This window comes from Xanthobacter sp. ZOL 2024 (genome assembly GCF_052932325.1).
This window is the reverse complement of record NZ_CM128808.1, coordinates 1,672,190-1,691,912: the sequence shown is the minus strand read 5'-3', so window position 1 is coordinate 1,691,912 and position 19,723 is coordinate 1,672,190. Positions and strand designations below refer to the sequence as shown.

Genomic DNA, 19,723 nt, shown 5'->3' with positions numbered 1-19,723 from the left:
CACCCACGAGAGGCCGATATGGACGACCGCATTCTCCCACTGCTGATAGAGGATGAGCCCTATTATCGCAGCGCGGGCAATGAAGTTGAGCTGTTCACCGCAGCGATGGCGCGCGCCCTGCCCATGATGCTCAAGGGGCCGACGGGATGCGGCAAGACGCGGTTCGTCGAGCACATGGCGTGGCGGCTCAAGCGGCCCTTGATCACCATGGCCTGCAATGAGGACATGACCGCTTCCGATCTCTTGGGGCGCTGGCTCCTCGATTCCCAAGGCACCGTGTGGCACGACGGCCCGCTTACATCGGCGGTTCGTCATGGCGCCATCTGCTACCTCGATGAGATTGTCGAAGCCCGTCAGGACACCACCGTCGTCATCCACCCCCTGACCGACGACCGCCGGATTCTGCATCTGGACAAGCGCGGGGAGGTGGTCCGGGCGCACCCCGATTTCCGGCTGGTGGTCTCCTACAACCCGGGATACCAAAGCGCCGCCAAGGACCTGAAACCTTCGACAGCTCAACGGTTCGGTGCGATCGCTTTCGACTTCCCGCCGCCCGCGATCGAAGCCGAGGTGGTCACGCATGAAAGCGGAATTTCGAGTGACATCGCCGAACGGCTCGTTGCGGTGGCCGCGCAATCGCGCATGTTGCGCGGCAGAGGCCTTGATGAAGGCATGAGCACGCGCATGCTGGTACATGCCGGCGCTCTCATTGTTGAAGGAATCTCCCCGCACGATGCCTGCGCGCTCGCGATGACGGTCCCCCTTTCGGATGACGGCGACCTTCAGGCGGCCCTGCGCGGCTTCGTGGAGGCGCAGTTCGGGCCCTGGCCATGACACTGCAGGCGGAAGCGCTTCAAAGGCCTTCGCTCACGCGGCGGCTGGCGGCATTGCGGGCGGTCGACGCCGCGACCCATGAGGCCATCGTCGCCGCGTTGCCCGGCCTGGCGGAACATCTCGAACACGAGGCGGGACTGGCCGACATGGTCGACCTGATCGCACAGATCGCCGCCGAAGCCCCCGATGCCGCGCGGGTTTTCGCCGAACGGCTCCACCTCCAACCGGGAATGGCCGTTGACACCCATGGCGTTCGCAGATGGGCATTGCATGGCCTCAAGCGCCATTGCAACGCCCCCGGGCATCGCATTGATTATTTCGACCGGGCCAACCCCGAGCTGTTCTTCGATCGGCGCACGCGGAACGACACGGAATATCTTCTGGAGCAGCGCGGAACGTTGCTTCACTACCTGGCTGGCTTCGGCATCGCGCACCACCATATCGATCTCCACGAGCCGCGCGGAGAGGGAGAGCCGTCACCTGCGCCGACGGTCGACAATGAGGTGATCCGTCTTCCGCGCCGCTTCGACGGCATCGACCCCGAGCAACGTGGTCTCCTCCTGCGCGCCATGCTTGCCCATGTCGCTGCGCATCTGTGCCATTCACCGTTGGCGCGCGCAGCCGGCAACAGACGTCCCGTGCTGCTGGCCATGACGGCTCTTATTGAAGACGCGCGCGTCGAACGGCTCACGGCGCAGAAGCATCCGGGGCTGCACTCCCTTTGGGGACTCTTCCACACCGCGAACAAGGAGAGGTCCGGCGCCGAGCTGGCCGGGTTGATGGCGCGGCTTGCGCGGGCCCTTCACGATCCGACCTATCCCGATTCCAACCCATGGGTCGGCAAGGGACGCGAGCTCTTCGAGGAGGCTGCGGCGCGCGACCTGTGCGACATTTCAGCCTTCGATCGCCTCGCGCGGACGCTTTCCATCGACATCGGCAAGATGCGCTTGTCATTGCCCCGCGACAGCCACCCCGTCCCAGCGTATCGCGACGACAACACTCTTCTGTGGAGCCGGGATCTCGCCTTGCCGGTGGATGAGGACGCCCCTGTCGACATCGAGGTGCTCGAAGCGGGCGCGCAGCGCGAGACGCCCCCGGCGCAGGACCTTTTGAACATCGATCTGCGTCCTCGCTATCTCTACCCGGAATGGGACCACCGCCTGGAGACCTTGCGAGAGGACTGGACGACCATTGTCGAGCAGGCGCCAGAGCGTCGGGGCATCGCGGAGCCGCCGCGGTTCGCGCTCCACGGCGGCGCGCATCGCCAGGGATCGGCACGCATCCCGGATCGGTCCATCCGCCTGATGCGCCAGTCGGAGGGGGATGAACTCGATCTGAACGCGGCGATCGAGAGCGTCGTTCAGCAACGATCCGGTCTTGCGCCCGATGAACGCATCTTCTTCCACCACGGGCGGCGCCGGCGCTCGACGGCCGTCGTCGTGCTGATGGATCTTTCAACGTCGACCGACCGCTTCTCTGCCGGCAGCTTCACCAAGGTGCTCGATCTGGAAAAGCAGGCCGCAGCCATCGTCGCGCAAACGCTGGACGCCGACCGCGACCGGGTCGCGGTGCACGGCTTTTCCTCCAACGGCCGTCACGAGGTTCGCTACAGCAGAGTGAAGGATTTCGACGAGCCGTTCGGCAGCCCGCAGCGGGCGCGGCTCGCGGCATTGACCAGTAGCCTGTCGACCCGCATGGGCGCTGCATTGCGCCATGCGACCACGCTTCTGGCTGCTGAAATGACGGATCGCAAGGTGATCCTTTTCCTGACCGACGGCGAACCCGCGGACATCGATGTCGTCGAAGAGAATTATCTCGTCGAGGACGCACGCGACGCCGTCGTCCGTGCGGCCGCACAGAAAGTGCGTACCTATTGCCTGACACTCGACCGGCGCGCCGACCGTTACGTGCGCCGGATCTTCGGCACGCGCAACTTCCTGATCATTGAACGCGCATCGGCGTTCACCAGCAACACGAACAAGACGCTCATCCGGATTCTGGCGGCTTAGCAGCATTTTCAGACTAATTTTATATATGTTCGCGCACAGAAAATACTGTGCTCAAATGTTTATATTTATAAATGCAACTCAATGTGAGTGCGAAAATCATTAATTCATTTCATAAGCGCACAAATGTCTCAACCGACGATCAAGAGTGAGGGGAATACAACGATGTCCACCGCAGACACGACGAAGAATTCCGAACCCCAGTGTGTCCACGTCATCGGCATCGGCCGCACGGGCGCCGTCTACGTCGAGGCGCTGTTTCGAACCGGCGAGGCCGAGGACAATCTCACGCAAGACGGAACGACACTGGCTGGCCTCCTGATCGATATCGGCGACGACGATATCCAGGTGGCCAACGACTATGCACGTTCGTTCGATGCCCGTCTCAAGTCGCGGGGAATCCCGGCGGAAAAGTGCCACTACGAGTCATTGGTGCTCGACATCCCGGACCAAGCGACCTTCGGGCCGAAGATCAACGCCGTGCTTCCCCTCTACACGACTGCCGGCGGAGAGGGCTTGCTGTCGCCCCTGCCAAAGGCGCTCCAGCTGCCGAAGCCGGGCGAGCACACCCCCCGCGCCATCGCCAAGGCCATCGCTGCCTTCGGCCTTTATCTTGATGACAAGCCGATCGCCGGCGCATTGCAGCGCTTCGCGGATCAGGTCAAGCGCGCCAGGCATCCGTCCACGGTACTCATCGCGTTTGGCCTCGCCGGCGGAACCGGCAGCGGGATGGCATTCGACATCGCCCGGGAACTCGGGAAGCTGGGGCTGGGCGAGACCGTCCGGCTGGTCGGCCTCGCCCAGTTGAGCCACAGCGGCGACGGCGTCTATCAGAACAGCTTGGCGCAGACGATGGCGATCGAGGACATCGATCGGACAATGTCCGGGGCAGCGGAGAAGAGCGCCTTCCCCGGCGGCTGCTTCATCGTATCCACCGAGCACAGCTGGCAACGCCTGACCGCCTATACAAAAACCGGGCAGAAGGAGATCCGCCAGCACTTCAAGCAGTTGGTCACCAATCGCTTTGTCGCGGACTCCGTCATGCGCTGGGCGGTTTCAGACAATGGCGCTCACCTGGCACGGGTCCTGGCGAAGGCCGGCGGCAAAACCATCATGTTCAACGTCGCGAAATTCAGCCATCCCGGGGTTCAGGTGCTGCCTGGCCAGGCGCGGTCCACGTGGGATGCCATGCTGCAGCAATGGATCAGCTTCGTGCCGAATTATGCAGGGCTCGCCGATGGCTACAAGACGGACTACGTGGAGGCGCACATCTATACGTCGCGGAACATGCGCAACGGCATGATGATGGACGAGCTCGGCAAATTGCTGAAGGGCCTCTACCTGAAGGCAGGCGACGACAATTATCACGCGTTCACACGCGAGTTCTTCGATGAACTGACATCCTATGCGAACATCATCCTCCCTTCCGTCAAGAAGAGCGATTTGACGGCATACGGCGCTGACCCTGTGCCGGGACCTGCGGATGCCAATGCAAAGGCGCTCGAGCAGGCCTGATCCCCGCCGGCAAGGCGGTTGCTGGTCTGCTGCGGACGGGTCATCGGACCAAAGCGTGCGTGCACGTTTCGGTCCGATGTAAACGGAAGGAAGTACGGCTTACGGCGCGCTTGTAACGAGCCGCCGGAAGCGGTGTGCGGCATCGTCCAACAGCAGGTTGCAGATGACTGTCGTCCCACGCTTCGGCAACAGCTGCACCAGCCTGCCGAAGCGCTTCGATGCACGGATGGAGCTCAATCCGGTCACTGCGCGGAAGCTGGTCCGGATCAACGCACACCTGCCAGGGATCGAGCGCTATCGCGACGCAACCGCCGCGCACGCGCGCGGCTGCGCGACATGCTGTGGCACCTGATCTGATCCTTCCCTCCCCCTGGACGACAAGCGGGACAACCGCACCGATGCGACGGTTGAGGGGCCACGGCGTGGCGCTTCAGGTTATGATCGCAACCTCAGGTAAAGCTGCGGCAACCGCTGGGGAAGCTCGTCCGGGGAAGAGATCGCGAGCGACCATTTGCGCCCGAATATCCGTTCAGCGGCCGATTCCGCGCCGGAGTCCAGGGTCACGCAGAAGACATCCATGCCATCCCGCTTCAGGTCCCGAACGGCAGTGCGGGCGTCCTCTACGAGATATTGCCGGTCGTCCACGTCGATATCGGAGGGCTCGCCATCGGTCACGATGAGGAGAAGGCGCCGGTAGGTGCCCTGCCCCCGCAGATAATGGCCGCCATGCCGGATCACCGGCCCGAGACGTGTTGAAAAATCGCCCGCGAGCCCCGCAAGCCGCCCCATGCAGCGCTCATCGAACGGCTGGCCAAAATCCTTGATCCGGCAGTAGCGAACATCGTCCCGTGTATTCGAGCAGAAGGCGGCCACCGCGAATGGATCGCCCAGGCTCTCCATGGCCCGCGCCATGACGGATACGGCAAGGCGCTCCACGTCGATCACCCGCGCCGCCCCGTCCCGGGTCGTGTCGGCCGTCGAACGCGACACGTCGATCAGCAGCAGCACGGAAATATCCCGCGAACGACGCTCATAACGACCATAGATCCGCGTGTCCGGCATCTCGCCGACACGACGCGAAACCATCGCGGCGATGCTCGCGTCCACATCGAGATACTCGCCGTCCGGCTGCCGCTTCACCCGCTCCTGGCGGCTGATGCGCGCGGACCGCATGAGCGCCGAGAGGCGCTCCACCAGATCGGAGCGCGTGTCCCTCAAGACGGCGGTGGCGGCGGCAGTCCCCATTGCAGGGGCAACCTCCCGAACCGTACACCACGCAGGCCGAAAATGACCGCTCAGATAATCGTATTCCGGATAGCGGACCGACACGATCCCTTCGTCGTCGCAGCCCTGGCGGAGCTTTCCCGCCGAATGGCCGGCATCCGGATCGGTTTCGCTCCGGCCGCCGTCGCCGTCCTGCCGGGTTACCACGGCCCCTTCAAACACCGCATCCATCTCCAGCGGGGGCAGATCTTCCTGCGGATCGAAGTGCCAGAGGCCGAGATTGTCATCCCGATAGGCGGGCTGAACGACATAGGCCCTGGCATCGAACTGAAGGCGCATCTGGCCGATATCGTTGCCGAGGAGCCCGCCGATCCTGCGGCTCAGTTGCGGGTCGGTGATGTCGCTCGCGGCCTCCGTATCGAACAGGCGCCGGCCTTTCTCCACCCAGCCGTGCGGATCGACATAGTCACTGTCGAACAGCGCACGGGACAGGCGTGCCATCAGCGCGATCGCAACGGGCGCGCCTTCCGGCCGCGCCATGTGAAAGCGCCCCCAGAGACGGCGCAGCCCGGGCATGGCGGCCATCGCGAGGCGCTCGACGCGCGCGTCTTCGATCAGCGAGGTCAAGGCGATCTGCAGAGGCTTGAGCCCGAAGGACGGAAAGGTGGTGCGGGAGAAGCGATGGTGCGCGCCGATATGGGCGAGCGCCGCTCGGTAGAGCGCCGTCTGATCGTCCGCGCTGAATCCCGCGAACGCGCTCGGCAGACGAATGCCTCCACCACCGAAGCCTGGCCGGCGCCGCAAATGCTCGGGGGCATCGGCAGGCACCTCCACCAGCGGCGGATGGATGGCCCAAAGGGCCGTGAGATAGGCCTGCAGCGCGGCGCGGCGATCCGCGAAGGCTTCCACGCCCCCATCGCCCAGCAGCCTCAACGCCTCCGCGCTGGCGAGCGAGAAGAAAGCCCGGCCCCGCTCATTGTCCGATCGCCCGATGCTGAGGCCCATGCGAACGAAGGCGATGAAGGCCTGGATATCCAGGACGCCCAGAAGCCGCCCCGTCCGCTCCAGCAGGAAGGGCACATACCGGGGCGCCTGCTTGGCAAGCGCGTCCACCGTCTCCAGCCACCTTGCGAAATGCTCCGGCTTCGCAAGACGCTCCGACGCCTCCACCGCCGCTGGCGGCAGAAGCGCAGCGGCTCTCTTGCCGCTTCGGATGGCCACATAAGAGACCGATCGGCCGAGATCGACGGCCGCTCCCGGACCGATATTGCGCCACAGCGCCGGTCCCGCAGCCGTGTAGGCATCATAGACGTTTGCGCCGTAGCCGGCCTGTTCGATGCGCCGGAGCGCGGCGCGCCACCGCCCCTGCCAGTCCATCGGACCGCTCGCATCTTCCTTGCGTCTCGCAATCAAGGTCATCGCGCACCTTGTCAGAGGCAAGCATCGATCGCCCCGGCAAGAGCATCGCGCATGTCGGGATCATCGGTGATGGGAACCACCATGGCGAACTGGCAGGCTCGGTCAGGCGGCACGCCTTTCGCGATCAGCCGGCCGGCATTGATCAGCACGCGGGTGGAGGCGCCCTCTTCGAGCCCCTTTCCGCGCAGATTGCGCGACCGCTCCGCGATGCGCACCAGCTTGTCCGCCATTCCCCGCTCGATACCCGCCTCGCGGCTGACGATCTCGGCCTCGATCGCCGGATCAGGATAGGCAAAGGCGATGGCGCCGAACCGCTGCTTCGTCGACTCCTTCAGATCCTTCAGAACGCTCTGGTATCCAGGATTGTAGGAGATCACCACGTGGAAGTCGGGGTGGGCGGCCACGACCTCGTTCTTCTTCTCGAGCGGCAGGATACGGCGATCATCGGTCAGCGAGTGGATCACGACGGTCGTGTCCTGCCGCGCCTCGACGATCTCGTCGAGATAGCAGATCGCGCCATAGCGCACGGCCATTGTCAGCGGCCCGTCATGCCAGACCGTGCCTTCCGCATCCAGAAGATAGCGCCCGACCAGGTCGGAGGCCGTCATGTCTTCGTGGCAGGAGACGGTGATCAGCGGCCGGCCGAGGCGCCACGCCATGTGTTCCACGAAACGTGTCTTGCCGCATCCGGTCGGCCCCTTCAGCATGAGCGGCGTCCGACTGTCATAAGCCGCACGGAACAGCTCCACCTCGTGGCCCACATCCCGGTAATAGGGTTCCTCGGCGATACGGTAGGCGTCCATCATCGACACATGTGCCCCCTTCCGCTGACCAGCCATGTCCTACCTGTCGTATCGACCGGCGTGCCGTCAGCCTCCAGCGCCTTCACGCTGGAGGCCTCTCGTCGGAGCGTCAGCGATGCGATGGACTGTTCGGAATCCCTTCGATCGGACATTCCTCCGTGCCGATGGTGGTGCGGGTCATCGCCTCGACCATCTCGCGAGTGCCCTCGGGATCGCTCACCCACTTGGCATAGAAATTATAGGGGCACGCCGCGGTACCCTTGTCACCGTCACCCGAATTGATCATTCCGGTGTAGCCGCGGTGGAGCAACTTGAAGAGATGGTTCTGGGACTGGCCGTTGCGCCGCGCATCCCGGATCGCCGACACGGAAAGCTGAGCGTACTGGATCCCATATTCCTCGGTTCCGCATTCACCGAGCGTGCGGCCATCAAAGCCGACGATCGCGGAATGGCCGAAATAGGAATAAACGCCATCGAAACCGGCCGCGTTGGCCACCGCGACATAGACGTTGTTGGCCCAGGCCATGGATTTGGAAATCTGCACCTGCTGTTCCTTGGCCGGATACATGTATCCCTGACAGCGGACGATGAGTTCGGCGCCACGCATGGCACAATCGCGCCAGATCTCCGGATAGTTGCCGTCATCACAGATGATGAGGCTGACCTTCATGCCCTTGGGACCCTCGGACACATAGGTGCAGTCTCCGGGATACCAGCCCTCAATGGGAACCCAGGGCATGATCTTGCGATACTTCTGCACAATCTCACCCTTGTTGTTCATGAGGATGAGCGTGTTGTAGGGCGCCTTGTTGGGATGCTCCTCGTGGCGCTCGCCCGTCAGCGAAAAGACGCCCCAGACATTGGCCTTCTTGCAGGCTTCCGCGAAGATCGCCGTCTCCTCGCCCGGAACCTGCGAGGCAGTCTCATACATCTCCTTGGAATCATACATGATTCCATGGGTGGAGTATTCCGGGAAAATCACAAGGTCCATGCCGGGCAGACCAACCTTCATGCCCTCGATCATGGTCGCGATGTTACGCGCGTTTTCGAGAACCTCCTCCTTGGTATGCAACCGCGGCATCTTGTAATTGACGACAGCGACACCAACAGTGTCGTTGCTGCTGGTGATGTCTCCGTGGAACATGACGGATCTCCTTAGTTCTCGCGTTACGATCTGAGGCGGGAGAAGAGGCAACGTCGCTTGAGAACGTTGGCACCATGCGGAAGAGATCTTCGCCGCGGCCGCAGACACCGGACCACGGACTCTCGACAGCCTTGGTGACTTTTCTGGCTGACATGGGATAGACCGCAGCGCGCGCACACATCCGACGGAAGACCGCCCTTCCCGGCGCAACGCAGCCGAAACGTCCCTGAGGTCCGCGACCAGACACATGGAGAGCGATGCCGATCGCGCTGACCGCGCGACAAACGGCAAAGAACACCCCATCGCATGGCCGCAACTCTTCAAGACAAGGATCTGGAGTGGTCACATTCGTCATCCAACAACAAAAAAGGCCCTGGTCCGCCCGGTCGGACGGATCATGTCAGGGCCTTGTTGCCACGTGAGATTGTGAGATCGGCACGCACGCCGAAAAGTACCGCCGTGTTGCGGCACACAAAAAGAGCCCGCCTCCCGCCACCGCAAGAGAACAGGCCCTACATCATTTTCACTACGGCGCTATTGCCGAACACGACGTAATTCTATTAGCCGAGCAGCTCATACGAGTCAATCACGGTCGACGCCACTGCGCCAATCGTAACGCGCTTCTCCATGGCTCGCGTACGGAGGAAGCTGTAGGCTTCCTCATCCGTTAGGTTTTTCGTCCGGACCAACAGGGATTTCGCTCGCTCGACGAGCCGTGTCGTGCGCAGGCTGTCGTCCAGCTTGTCGATACGCCCCCGCAAACGACGCTCATATTGGAAACTCTCCCGCGAAAGCATCAGCACCGTCTGAATCGCGCGGGAGGTTGCAGGAAAGTGGAGCACACCATGACCTGCACAATTGTGAATCAACTTCAAGTCTAACGGTTGCTTGCCATCATCGACGACGACCAACGCCGAAGAGGGCTCTCCCGGCACCCACGGGATCCGCTGCGGCAGATCCTCCGAAAGCAGGCAAAAAATCACGTCATGCTGCAGGGGCAGTTGCGCAGGCACCGGCCAGATGTGTCGAACAACCGCCCTTAGCCGCTGAAGCTCGCGAATGAGAAACTCGCCGTTGTCGTCGCGCTCCACGATCACGGCGACGTTGAGCTCGCTCGAGCGCGCACCCGGCCGACGCTGGTCCCCGGAGGGGACTCGGCCGGCGAGCCGGTTCACGCCTGAACCCAAGTCCGAACGTTGCTCAAGCTGCCGCCCCTCGGCCGCCGGCTCTTTGCTCGACGTCTCGCCGGTGCCCCCCGCACTGCTCATTTCGCGCTCTCCACGCTGCTCATTTCTCGTCTTGCCCCCATCAACCATGGCTTACGAGGTAAGGATCGGCCTTAACATTGGATGGCGACTGATAAACGATGTCGAATTGGCCCTGCCGATTGACCCTGCCGATGCGCGCCCAAACATCGGCATGCCCCCACAAGGGATTGATCGATACGGCCCCCTGCGGCGCATCGAACTCGGCGCCCATGACCGAATTGCGCAGGAGTGAGGTTTCCAAAGAATTGGTCCGTTCCAACGCTCGGGCAAAAAGGTTCACCTGAAAATAGGATGCCTCCAGGCACATATTCGTGGGTTCGTCTTCACCATATCGCTCACGGTATCGGCTCACGAACCGGCTGTTCCCTTCCGTCTGCACGCCCTGAAAGTAAGATGCCGCAGTGTAGTGACCTTCTCCCACGTCGAACCCCATGGCGCGAATTTCGGCTTCGGTTGTCGTCAAGCTCGCAATGGGAAGGCACTTCGGATTAAGACCGAAATCATGATAGGTCTGATATAGGAAGGTCGTTGACTCACCGACGACCGTCGAGAAGATGACGTCAGGCTGCACTTCCCTGATATCGCGCAAGACTGGCGCGAATTCGCTCCGCTCCGCCTCCAGCTTGAGATACCGCTCACCGACGACTGTCCCACCATTGCCCTGAATGAGCTCACGCATGACCCGATTGGACTCGCGTGGATAAACGTAATCCGAACCGACAAAATAAAAACGCGTACCAAACTGCTCCATCAACATTTTACATAGCTGGACTGAATTCTGGTTTGGCGTCGCTCCTGTGTATAATACGTTCGGTGAAAACTCGAACCCTTCGTATAAGGTCGGGTACCATAAGAGCCCATTGAGACGCTCGACCACAGGAAGCACCGCCTTGCGGCTCGCCGAGGTGTAGCAACCGAATATTGTATAGACGCCATTCTCCACCATGAGACGCTTCGCATACTGCCCGTACGACCGCACGTCGGAACCCGGATCGTAGATGATCGGAACGATCGGCCGTCCATTGATGCCTCCGGCATCGTTGATTTCCTCGATGGCAATCAAGGTTCCACGAAGCTGTGTTTCCTCAATGACCGACATGAAGCCAGTCCTCGAAAAGAGGACCCCGACATGCCAGGGCTCCGATGTCGCTGCGCCGCCGCGAGAAGATCCGTTTGCGCTGCCGTGCATATTCAACCCCTGCATTTGCATGGCGCCTTCCACTTTTCACCGGATCCTTCCGATTGACAAAAGCAACGCCCACTCGTTGCCACGAAAATGGAAGAAAATAGGGGTTACCCAGCAGAAGACATCGGGTTTATGGCTCGCTCAGCCGGTCGCGGAAAAGCTAGAAGAGCCGCGCCAGCCCTGTCAACTCTATGTTTAGGTGACTGCATTTCACCACATACCGGCAACCATGAATTGCCGTCCCCAACGTAACACCTCTTACCAACAACCGGTCCTCATCTGCGGCCTCACGGCAACACACTGGAGTTGCACCACTCGACCAACCCTTACCTGAGGGCGATCTTGAAGCAGCGCTTGACAGGCTGGAAAAGCCATGCAAATTTTTTGCCAGCAATACAGCTACCCAAAATTTTCGGCATCAACGCCCCACTGCTCTCGTCCTTCCTGGGCCGGGCCGCGTGGGGCGTTTTGCGTTTTTCAACCCCCTTGTCCAGAACCCCCTTGTCCAGGAGGATGACCATGTCCACACTCTTGCAGCATCAGGCCAAATTCTCGGGATCCATTGCCACCCCCGCTCCGATCCCGCTGCGTGAGGTGATGCCATGGGCCCTCTTCGGCGGCCTCATGATGCTGCTCGCCATCTACTTCGTCGGGGTCGAGGAAGGGGCCCTCTCCGTCTTCGCGGGCTCCTATGTCCACGAATACGTCCATGATGCCCGCCACCTGCTCGGTTTCCCCTGCCACTGAGGAGCCCAAACATGGCCGGAAAGCTCTTGTTCAAGGGAATGCTGGCCGGATTGATCGCCAGCGTTGCCATCGGCTTGCCGAGATCCCTTGGCGCAGCCACGCTCAGGCGTTCCATGGCGAGCGAGGCGCACGGAGGCGGCGCCGCACCCGCCGTCGCAAAAGCCTGACGACCCAGAGCCGGAATCAGCTCGGGAGCTGATGCCAGGCTGAGAGCGGCCAAGTCTTCGGCGAGAGCGGGCGGGGCACGATGTTGCGAATGCGGGACGCTCTGCAGACGGAAAGAGCGGTCGTTTTGAGGCAAAAAACCAGCACGTCGCGCCGTTCAAGGGCGTGCCATCCGAGGCGCAAGACGATGAAGAGATTTTTGCCGGACCGCACATCAAGGCGCAGCTCAGCCGCCGCACCAACCCGCCCCTGGTCTCCGCTCCCTCTCGGCATCCTGCTGCTTGTGGCCGCGACTGCAGCCGAGGCACACCGATCTGGCGCAGAAATGAACAGTGCCGAGGCGCGCGGGCTCGAGATCTCGGCAATCGCTCACTCCGACATGGCGTTCGTGGCCCCTTACTATGGCGCCATCATCGCCTTAGCTGAACGCCAGACCCGCACCGACGAGCGGTTCCGCCGGCTGCTCAACTACACCAGAATTCAGAAGACATACTGCTTGTGGGGGCTCGTTCCGGGAGCCATCACGAATGAGGAAAGCAGCTTCAATCGATGCTCCCATGCCTATCTGGCTGGCACTTGGGCCCTCCTTGAGCATTTGGCGACCAAGCCGGAGGCTCATGCGCAGGCTGCCCGGATCGTCGCCTCCATCGAGAATGACCGATCAGCGGCCTTGGCGTTTGTCCTCTGCCAGAGCAGCGCGGAGACATTCCATACGGGTGAATTTATCGCGCCGGTTCAACCGACAGTCGCGGCGGGTTGGCTTGTGTCGATTGGTCTGGCAGGCGGAATGACGGCCGCTTTTGGACGGCGGGCGGTCAGTAAAGCTCGAAACAGAAGCCGATCCTGAAGCGGAAACGGATCAGAGCGATGAACAGCGCTGCCACATTCCATTTGCCAGAGCACACGCCCGGTCCCAGCTTCGCCTGGCTTGTCGGGGCTATAGCCGATCCGGAATGCGCCCTTAGCCTGGGGGCGTTTGGCGCCGTGGGGCAGTTTCCGGGCGAGCCCCGCACATTCGTCGACGTCCGGGACGGCTGGGTGGAAGCGGCGACCGCGACGGCTCGAATTGCACTCAAGATGTGTGACGGATTTCAGCTGATTGCCTTCGAAATGATCAGCTCGGATCCGGAAAGCTGGAATCATGGCGTCGCGCTTTGCCTGCCGGAGCAGCAGGCACGAATGTCCCAGCGACCGTACGTCACGGCCATGGGACCCGATGCGGATGCTCTCGATGCGTCCGAACGGGATCTGTGTTGCTACGATCTTGGTTTGGAAACACCCTATGCCGACGTATGTGTCCGCCCCCACGCGAGTGACATCGGGCACAAATTATGCGCCGTGGCGGGCCAGTCGATCGAGCCCGCCGAATGTGCCGAACGATTTCACGCGGACACATGGATATTCCAGACGGCTTTGGGACGCATCGAAACGTGCCATCCGGAACGGCGACACCTCATTCCAAATCTGCTGTCGGGCTCCGCAACACACGCCAATATCGCGCCCATCCCTCCCGGGCTTGTTCCGGTTGGCTACGTGTTCCCGCCACGGCCCCGCCATCCCCATGCAACGAACGCAATCGACCGCCACGCGGCGTTTCAAAGTCTGATCGATCGCTATGGCGACCAGCCTCTTGCCCGGTTCAAACGACAGGTCGAGCATATGCTTGATTTGTCGCTGCCACCGAATGCGTTGAGCAACCTATTCGGCCACCGGCGCGCGCCGACACGCGCCGAGCTGTCCTGCATTCGAGTCGCCCTGAGGCAGCGTCGCTGGCGCAGGCAAGAAAGCGACCGCCCCGATTGGGAGCGCGCCTTCGACAGGCCGCTTTCTCGAATGCTGTCCCTGAGCTCAATTTCCACGGAAGGATAGGACGATGCCGCCCGCAAAATCGGCGAACAGCCGCATTCCCGCCACCGTCGTCACGGGCTTTCTTGGTTCCGGCAAGACAACCCTCATCAATCACATCCTGCACGAGGAGCACGGCAAGAAAATCGCCGTGATCGTCAATGAATTCGGCGAGATCAGCATCGACGGCCAGCTGGTCGTGCAGGATGACCAGGCCGAGCTGGTGGAGTTCAACAACGGCTGTCTGTGCTGCACTGTGCGCGGCGATCTGATCGACACGCTGCAGCGGCTTCGCGAGCGGGCAGACGATCTGACCGGCATCCTGATCGAAACGACGGGCCTCGCTGATCCCGCCCCCGTCGCCTCCACCTTCTTCGTCGCCGACGAAGTGAAGAGTAGTATCCAGCTCGACGCGTTCGTGACCCTGGTGGATGCCGTCAACATCGATGCAAATCTCGATCAGAGCAACGAGGCGGTTGAGCAGGTCGCCTTCAGCGATATCGTCCTGATCAACAAAATCGACCTGGTGGATGCCGAACGACTGAAGGCGGTCGAAGCCCGCATCCGCGCCCTCAATCCGCTGGCCCGCATCCACCACACCCAGGATAGCCGGATCGACCTCGACAAGGTCATTGGCGTCGGCGCGTTCGATCTCGTGCAGAAACTGGAAGTGGATCCAGCCTTTCTCGACGATCATGAGCATGAGCACGACGACGCGGTCGCCTCGTTCGTTCTGGAAGAGAGCCGGCCCATCGATCTGAACCGCTTTTCGATCTGGTTGAACACCATTGCACAGGCCCGTGGACAAGATCTCTACCGCACCAAGGGCATTTTTCATGCGCGCGGGTTTCCCCAACGCATCGTTTTTCAGAGCGTGCGCATGCTGACAACCATGCGTCAGGACCGGCCGTGGACCGATGATGAGACGCCCATGTCACAGTTTGTCGTCATCGGCCGAAACCTCGACCGCGCCGAATTCGTGGAGGGGTTCAGGCAATGCGTGGCCAGCTAGGATCGAGCCAATGAGCGAAGAGCATGTTGACCCAGAGGCATGTCGCCCTCCGCCTGCGAGCGATGAGCCGGTGTATCGCATTCACGTCTTCTGCTGCACCAACGCGCGACCGCCGACCCACTGGCGGGGCTCCTGCGGCGGAAAAGGCAGTCGCGAACTTTGCGATTACATGTGCCGCCTCGCCATGGCGCTCGGCCTGGGGCGCATCCGCATCAACCACGCAGGCTGCATGAACGTCTGCAGCCATGGTCCCGTCCTGGTCATTTATCCGGAAGCTGCATGGTACAGGTTCGAAAATGAGAATGACGTCGCCGAAATCCTGCGCTCGCACATCATCGGCGGCAGACGCGTGGAAAGGCTCGTCCTCTCGATCGATCCCGACACCATCCACGGGTAGTGACATGCCGGCCATCGACCCGAACAGCTTGAGCACGACCACAAGCCGAGCGCCATGATCTTGTTGCCCTGCCATGCCTATCGTCTCGCGAGCGTCGTCTTCAGACCACGTTTGTTGATTTCCATTGAGATTGACGTGCCCCCATTTTCCTGTCGGTCATAAGTTAGGCCCGGCTGGGTTTTGGTCCTCATGGGACCGACTCGCGAACATCGACGGCGAGAGGCCGCCGAGGCTCGTATGGGGTCTGACGGTGTTGTACCCAGCCTCGATGATCCGCCGCGCCTCGACAAGCACGGAAAAGGCGTGCTCGTTGAGACACTCATCCCGCAGGCGGTCGTTGAAGCTTTCCACGAAGGCGTTCTGGATCGGCTTGCCCGGTGCGATGTCGTGCCATTCGATGGCGGTCTCCTCGCAGAAGCCGAGGATCGCCCGGCTGACCAGCTCCGTGCCATTGTCGGAGACGATCATGCAAGGCCGGCCGCGGCGGGCGATGACCTCGTCGAGCTCACGCGCCACGCGGGCGCCGGAGAGCGAGGTGTCCACCATCGCCGCCGGGGCGAAGATGGGCGGCGCCTCGCCTGCATTGCCGAAGTCCACGGCCCCGGCATTGAGCGCTTCGAGCAGTTGGGGACCGGCCGGGGCCTCGGCCCACTTCACGGTGTAGCCGAGGGGCTGCAGGCCTCCTCCAGCAGGCCTCGCCTCTTCAAGAGGATGAGGGTGCCGTACTTCTGGTAGCCGATACGCACCACCTTGTCCTACGCCGAAACCGGCGCGGCGGAGAGGATGAGGCTGCCGGCCAGCGCGGCAGCAGCGAGGGCGAAGCGGCGGCGATTGATGCCGGAGGCGCGACCTGAAGACATGGGAGAAGTCCTTTGATTCAACGCCGGATCAGAGGGCAAGGCGGCGATAGTCGCCGGCCCAGTAAAGCAGCGGCTCCGCATTCTCGGTGATGCGGGAGGCCACCACCCGGCCGATGACGATGACGTGGGAGTGGCGCTCGATGGCATCCTCCAGCTCGCAGTCAAAGGTGGCGAGGGCGTCTGCGAGCACCGGCGCGCCGGTGGAAAGGCGGGTCCAGTCTGCGCCCTCATAGCGCGCCTGTCCCTTGAGCCCGTCCTTGCCCGCGAAGCGGCCCGCCACCTCCTCGTGCTGGGGGCGCAGAACATTGATGGCGAAGGCGCGGTACTTCAGCAGCGGCGCCAGGGAAGAGGCGGTGCGGTTCACACAGATGAGCAGGGTTGGCGGCTCCACCGACACCGAACTGACCGAGGTGGCGGTAAGCCCGGTGCGCTCCTCGCCTGCGCCGACGGTGAGCACGCTCACCGCTCCTGCAAGCTTGCGCATGGCGGAGCGGAAAGCGAGGGAGGCAGGCGGCAGCGCGTTGGTTGTGGTGGCGGGAGCAACGGCGGCTGAATGAGCATTCATCTGAGGGCCATCGGTGGGCCGCGGCGGCCGAGCCCGGTTGGGACGGCGACGCGTCGGGTGGTCGAAAGCCTCCGCAATGGCGCGGAGGCGTTAGTTCGGGAAAAAGGATAGACAGCGCCATTTCATATAGTCAATAATATCTAGATATTTTATTGAATTTAAATCGACGCCGTCCTCCTGGCGTCGATCTGTGAAGCCGGAGCCCACCCATGTCCGAGACTGTCGCAGATCCGCCCGGCCCGCAGCCGAGCACGCCAATGTCCCGTGGCTCCTCCCTACCCATGGCGGTGGCCATCATCTGGGCACCTCCCACAGGGCGCGGGAGGTGATGCGCAACAGGTGTTCGCGCGCATGGATTCGGACGGCCAACGGTGGATGAGCGCGCTGCATGGCGGTCGCCGCGACAGGTTGGAAGTGGCCCCCAACCTGTAGGCTGGCGTCAGCCTGGTGCGCGGCGGCGCGGGCACGGCGCTGGTGGGTGATCCGCAAACGGTCGCCGCGCGCATGAAGGAATACATGGCCATCAGCATCGATACGTTCGCACTCTCCGGCTATCCCCACCTGGAGGAAGCCTACCGCTTCGGAGAAGTGCCCTGCTGCTGCTGCCGCGCGCCGCCGGAACCGGCGCTCCGGGGGGGGTGACCAACCATCGCGGGCCGCTCGGCGAGATCATCGGCAATGTCATCGTCCCTGAGGAACGCCGCGCCTCGGCGCCCTGAGCGGAACCCAAGAGGAGCACCACGCCATGTTGCCGGGGGGCGGGTCGCGCCGGTCCGTCACTGTCGTTGGCGGCGGCTTCAGCGGGACGTTGTTAGCGCTCCTGGCGACCGCCTCGCCGGGCCTCGACGTGGAGCTGATCGAGCGGGCGCGGGAAGCCGGGCGGGGCCTGCCCCATGGTACTTGCGCACCCCTCCCCTGCTCAATGTGCTGGTTGTGCGCATGGAATTGGGCCTGACGCACAGCTTCGCGCACGGGCTGGTCGCATCGAGGCGAACCTTTCCGATGCACTGGCCTTCGTGCCCCGAGCCCTGTTCGGCGCCTACCTTGCCGAGCAGCTGGACGAGGCCATCGCGACGCAGAACGGAAAACTGCAGCGCGTGCGGGGGGAGGTGGTGCGTGTGGACGACCACTCCATGCGCTTCGTCCGGCTCGCGGACGGTCGGCGCATTGAGGGTGACCATGTGGTCCTTGCGACCGGCAATCTCCCGCCGAAGCCGCCACGATGTCGGGACCACGGTGTCTAGGACAGTCCCCAGTTCGTCCCCAACCCGTGGTGCTGGGAGGATCCGGCAAACGTCCCGCCAGACGCTCCGCAGCTGCTGATCGGCTCCGGCCTGGCCAGGGTGGAGGTGGCTCTCATGCTCGCGGCGCGGGGTCATCGTGGACCGCTGTGGAGCGTCTCGCGCCACGGCTTCGTGCCGCACTGCCATGTGGCGCCGGCCCATGCCGGCATCGAACCATTCCTCGATCCGGCTGACATCGGCCATCTCATGGGGCACCACGGGATGAGCGAACGGCGGGCGTGTAAAGCCACCGGCTTCTGCCGCATGACCATGAGATACGAAGCAAAGCGGGTCGACGATGGAGCCCTGCGCGAGCGCATGAAGGCCCTCGCCCATGAGCGACGGCGCTTCGGCTATCGGCGCCTGCATGTGCTGCTCAAGCGGGAGGGCTTCAGGGTCAACCACAAGCGCCTGTTCCGGCTCTATCGAGAGGAGCGCCTGAAGGTGCGGCGCCGTGGTGGCCGCAAGCGGGCCATCGGGACGCGGGCGCCCATGACGATCCCGATGCGGCCGAACGCGCGCTGGTCGCTCGACTTCGTGTCGGACCAGCTCACCTGCGGCCGCCGCTTCCGCATTCTCACCGTCGTGGATGACTGCACCCGGGAATGCCTCACCCTGGTTGCGGATACATCGCTGTCCGGTGGGCGTGTCGCACGGGAGCTGGATCGTCTTGTAGCCGAGCGCGGCAGGCCAGACATGATCGTCAGCGACAACGGCAGCGAGTTCACCTCCAATGCCATCCTGGCCTGGGCGGATGCGGCAAAGGTCGAGTGGCACTACATCGCCCCGGGCAAGCCCATGCAGAACGGCTTCATCGAGAGCTTCAACGGCCGCCTGCGCGACGAGCTTCTCAACGAGACGCTGTTCTCGGCACTCAGCCAAGCCCGCTCGACCCTGGGCAGGTGGCGCTCCGACTACAATGGATCACGCCCGCACTCCGCCCTCGGCTGGCAGACCCCGTCCGCTTTCGCCGCCACCTTCCACCCGCGACGGGATCTGCCGCTGCGCCAGGCGAAAAGCTCCGCGCCAGATCCCGCCACTCACCCGGCCGACAAGGCCAAACCCAACCGCCAGAACGAACTCACCGCTGGATGGAACTTGGGGGCAACGTCAATGGCCATCGACGACATTCGGGTCCAAACCCCTTGTCGTGGTCGCTCCCCTGCAGGGGAACGACGAAAAGTCCACCGCACTGCTGCGGCCGAGGGCTTTGCCCGACCCTTTTGACGAAGCCCCTCATGGTCACGACGTGAGCGTGCGACACCGATGATAGCCCTCGGGCGCTTCCTTTTCTCCGCCGGTTTCAAGCCGCATCCATCGCGGCCTCGATTGGTCTGGGGCTGACCGAAGATCAGCGACGAAAGCGCCGCTTCGATCCTGAAACCGCAACGTCCGCCTGCGGCGTTCTTCCGCCGCCGGCCAGGGCCGGCTTTGCAGCGCAAAGCCCCGG

Annotated in this window: 18 protein-coding genes and 3 pseudogenes; 13 read left to right on the top strand and 8 right to left on the bottom strand. The window is 62.9% G+C overall.

The window, feature by feature from the left end; translation table 11 throughout:
• Positions 1-18 precede the first annotated feature (18 nt).
• From ACU4E7_RS07975 to ACU4E7_RS07960, 4 genes are all read left to right on the top strand, one after another.
• Positions 19-834: a CbbQ/NirQ/NorQ/GpvN family protein gene (locus tag ACU4E7_RS07975; protein WP_273546284.1), complete on the top strand. Its 816-nt coding sequence runs from the start codon at positions 19-21 to the stop codon at positions 832-834.
• Positions 831-2,843, top strand: a complete 2,013-nt coding sequence (locus tag ACU4E7_RS07970; protein WP_238122273.1) for a nitric oxide reductase activation protein NorD — start codon at positions 831-833, stop codon at positions 2,841-2,843. Before ACU4E7_RS07975 ends, ACU4E7_RS07970 begins: the two co-directional genes overlap by 4 nt.
• Before the next feature lie 162 nt (positions 2,844-3,005).
• Positions 3,006-4,355: a tubulin-like doman-containing protein gene (locus tag ACU4E7_RS07965; protein ID WP_447021185.1), complete on the top strand. Its 1,350-nt coding sequence runs from the start codon at positions 3,006-3,008 to the stop codon at positions 4,353-4,355.
• Between the two features lie 163 nt (positions 4,356-4,518).
• A complete protein-coding gene (locus ACU4E7_RS07960; protein WP_238122275.1) occupies positions 4,519-4,707 on the top strand; it encodes a hypothetical protein in 189 nt (62 codons plus the stop codon).
• 83 nt (positions 4,708-4,790) lie between these two features.
• On the opposite strand, the gene ACU4E7_RS07955 is transcribed toward ACU4E7_RS07960, so the two are convergent.
• The 6 genes from ACU4E7_RS07955 to ACU4E7_RS07930 all read right to left on the bottom strand — a co-directional run bounded on the left by ACU4E7_RS07955 (position 4,791) and on the right by ACU4E7_RS07930 (position 11,920).
• Positions 4,791-6,998, bottom strand: coding sequence for a nitric oxide reductase activation protein NorD (locus ACU4E7_RS07955; protein ID WP_447021184.1), 2,208 nt, complete (start codon positions 6,996-6,998; stop codon positions 4,791-4,793).
• Between the two features lie 11 nt (positions 6,999-7,009).
• Positions 7,010-7,804, bottom strand: coding sequence for an AAA family ATPase (locus tag ACU4E7_RS07950; RefSeq protein ID WP_447021603.1), 795 nt, complete (start codon positions 7,802-7,804; stop codon positions 7,010-7,012).
• 106 nt (positions 7,805-7,910) lie between these two features.
• Complete coding sequence (locus ACU4E7_RS07945) at positions 7,911-8,945, bottom strand: aliphatic amidase (RefSeq protein WP_238122277.1); 1,035 nt, start codon at positions 8,943-8,945, stop codon at positions 7,911-7,913.
• A 560-nt stretch (positions 8,946-9,505) separates the two neighbouring features.
• Complete coding sequence (locus tag ACU4E7_RS07940; protein WP_238122278.1) at positions 9,506-10,213, bottom strand: ANTAR domain-containing response regulator; 708 nt, start codon at positions 10,211-10,213, stop codon at positions 9,506-9,508.
• A 40-nt stretch (positions 10,214-10,253) separates the two neighbouring features.
• Positions 10,254-11,402 (bottom strand): transporter substrate-binding domain-containing protein, encoded by a 1,149-nt coding sequence (locus ACU4E7_RS07935; RefSeq protein WP_273546285.1) that lies wholly within the window; start codon positions 11,400-11,402, stop codon positions 10,254-10,256.
• Positions 11,403-11,725: 323 nt separating this feature from the next.
• A complete protein-coding gene (locus tag ACU4E7_RS07930; RefSeq protein ID WP_238122280.1) occupies positions 11,726-11,920 on the bottom strand; it encodes a hypothetical protein in 195 nt (64 codons plus the stop codon).
• Between ACU4E7_RS07930 and ACU4E7_RS07925 the strand changes: the two genes are divergently transcribed.
• The 6 genes from ACU4E7_RS07925 to ACU4E7_RS07900 all read left to right on the top strand — a co-directional run bounded on the left by ACU4E7_RS07925 (position 11,919) and on the right by ACU4E7_RS07900 (position 15,565).
• On the top strand, positions 11,919-12,146 hold the full coding sequence (locus ACU4E7_RS07925) for a CbtB domain-containing protein (RefSeq protein WP_238122268.1): 228 nt from the start codon (positions 11,919-11,921) through the stop codon (positions 12,144-12,146). The genes ACU4E7_RS07930 and ACU4E7_RS07925 overlap by 2 nt on opposite strands.
• A gap of 11 nt (positions 12,147-12,157) precedes the next feature.
• Positions 12,158-12,313 (top strand): hypothetical protein, encoded by a 156-nt coding sequence (locus tag ACU4E7_RS07920; RefSeq protein ID WP_238122281.1) that lies wholly within the window; start codon positions 12,158-12,160, stop codon positions 12,311-12,313.
• A 323-nt stretch (positions 12,314-12,636) separates the two neighbouring features.
• A complete protein-coding gene (locus ACU4E7_RS07915) occupies positions 12,637-13,158 on the top strand; it encodes a hypothetical protein (RefSeq protein WP_238122282.1) in 522 nt (173 codons plus the stop codon).
• 20 nt (positions 13,159-13,178) lie between these two features.
• Positions 13,179-14,180 (top strand): DUF6925 family protein, encoded by a 1,002-nt coding sequence (locus tag ACU4E7_RS07910; protein WP_238122283.1) that lies wholly within the window; start codon positions 13,179-13,181, stop codon positions 14,178-14,180.
• A gap of 4 nt (positions 14,181-14,184) precedes the next feature.
• Positions 14,185-15,168 carry a CobW family GTP-binding protein gene (locus ACU4E7_RS07905; RefSeq protein WP_447021183.1) on the top strand — a complete coding sequence of 328 codons (984 nt, stop codon included), beginning with the start codon at positions 14,185-14,187 and terminating at the stop codon, positions 15,166-15,168.
• A gap of 10 nt (positions 15,169-15,178) precedes the next feature.
• Positions 15,179-15,565, top strand: a complete 387-nt coding sequence (locus ACU4E7_RS07900; RefSeq protein WP_238122285.1) for a (2Fe-2S) ferredoxin domain-containing protein — start codon at positions 15,179-15,181, stop codon at positions 15,563-15,565.
• Positions 15,566-15,721: 156 nt separating this feature from the next.
• Here the strand turns inward: ACU4E7_RS07900 and ACU4E7_RS07895 are convergent.
• Positions 15,722-16,117: pseudogene (locus tag ACU4E7_RS07895) on the bottom strand (integrase core domain-containing protein); the annotation flags it as partial.
• 336 nt (positions 16,118-16,453) lie between these two features.
• Positions 16,454-16,990 carry a flavin reductase family protein gene (locus ACU4E7_RS07890; protein WP_447021182.1) on the bottom strand — a complete coding sequence of 179 codons (537 nt, stop codon included), beginning with the start codon at positions 16,988-16,990 and terminating at the stop codon, positions 16,454-16,456.
• Between the two features lie 330 nt (positions 16,991-17,320).
• Here ACU4E7_RS07890 and ACU4E7_RS07885 point away from each other — a divergent pair.
• The 3 genes and pseudogenes from ACU4E7_RS07885 to ACU4E7_RS07875 form a co-directional block, all read left to right on the top strand.
• Positions 17,321-17,709 (top strand): annotated as a pseudogene (locus tag ACU4E7_RS07885) (alkanesulfonate monooxygenase); the annotation flags it as partial.
• Positions 17,710-17,883: 174 nt separating this feature from the next.
• Positions 17,884-18,234: an FAD/NAD(P)-binding protein gene (locus ACU4E7_RS07880; protein ID WP_447021181.1), complete on the top strand. Its 351-nt coding sequence runs from the start codon at positions 17,884-17,886 to the stop codon at positions 18,232-18,234.
• 240 nt (positions 18,235-18,474) lie between these two features.
• Positions 18,475-19,365 (top strand): annotated as a pseudogene (locus tag ACU4E7_RS07875) (IS3 family transposase); the annotation flags it as partial.
• Between the last annotated feature and the right edge of the window lie 358 nt (positions 19,366-19,723).

Coding starts and splice junctions, on each gene's coding strand:
- ACU4E7_RS07975 (WP_273546284.1), top strand. CDS start 19: ATGGACGACCGCATTCTCCCACTGCTGATAGAGGATGAGCCCTATTAT.
- ACU4E7_RS07880 (WP_447021181.1), top strand. CDS start 17,884: ATGGTACTTGCGCACCCCTCCCCTGCTCAATGTGCTGGTTGTGCGCAT.
- ACU4E7_RS07940 (WP_238122278.1), bottom strand. CDS start 10,213: ATGAGCAGTGCGGGGGGCACCGGCGAGACGTCGAGCAAAGAGCCGGCG.
- ACU4E7_RS07970 (WP_238122273.1), top strand. CDS start 831: ATGACACTGCAGGCGGAAGCGCTTCAAAGGCCTTCGCTCACGCGGCGG.
- ACU4E7_RS07945 (WP_238122277.1), bottom strand. CDS start 8,945: ATGTTCCACGGAGACATCACCAGCAGCAACGACACTGTTGGTGTCGCT.
- ACU4E7_RS07905 (WP_447021183.1), top strand. CDS start 14,185: ATGCCGCCCGCAAAATCGGCGAACAGCCGCATTCCCGCCACCGTCGTC.
- ACU4E7_RS07890 (WP_447021182.1), bottom strand. CDS start 16,990: ATGAATGCTCATTCAGCCGCCGTTGCTCCCGCCACCACAACCAACGCG.
- ACU4E7_RS07935 (WP_273546285.1), bottom strand. CDS start 11,402: ATGCACGGCAGCGCAAACGGATCTTCTCGCGGCGGCGCAGCGACATCG.
- ACU4E7_RS07915 (WP_238122282.1), top strand. CDS start 12,637: ATGAACAGTGCCGAGGCGCGCGGGCTCGAGATCTCGGCAATCGCTCAC.
- ACU4E7_RS07960 (WP_238122275.1), top strand. CDS start 4,519: ATGACTGTCGTCCCACGCTTCGGCAACAGCTGCACCAGCCTGCCGAAG.
- ACU4E7_RS07900 (WP_238122285.1), top strand. CDS start 15,179: ATGAGCGAAGAGCATGTTGACCCAGAGGCATGTCGCCCTCCGCCTGCG.
- ACU4E7_RS07930 (WP_238122280.1), bottom strand. CDS start 11,920: ATGGTCATCCTCCTGGACAAGGGGGTTCTGGACAAGGGGGTTGAAAAA.
- ACU4E7_RS07965 (WP_447021185.1), top strand. CDS start 3,006: ATGTCCACCGCAGACACGACGAAGAATTCCGAACCCCAGTGTGTCCAC.
- ACU4E7_RS07910 (WP_238122283.1), top strand. CDS start 13,179: ATGAACAGCGCTGCCACATTCCATTTGCCAGAGCACACGCCCGGTCCC.
- ACU4E7_RS07920 (WP_238122281.1), top strand. CDS start 12,158: ATGGCCGGAAAGCTCTTGTTCAAGGGAATGCTGGCCGGATTGATCGCC.
- ACU4E7_RS07950 (WP_447021603.1), bottom strand. CDS start 7,804: ATGATGGACGCCTACCGTATCGCCGAGGAACCCTATTACCGGGATGTG.
- ACU4E7_RS07955 (WP_447021184.1), bottom strand. CDS start 6,998: ATGACCTTGATTGCGAGACGCAAGGAAGATGCGAGCGGTCCGATGGAC.
- ACU4E7_RS07925 (WP_238122268.1), top strand. CDS start 11,919: ATGTCCACACTCTTGCAGCATCAGGCCAAATTCTCGGGATCCATTGCC.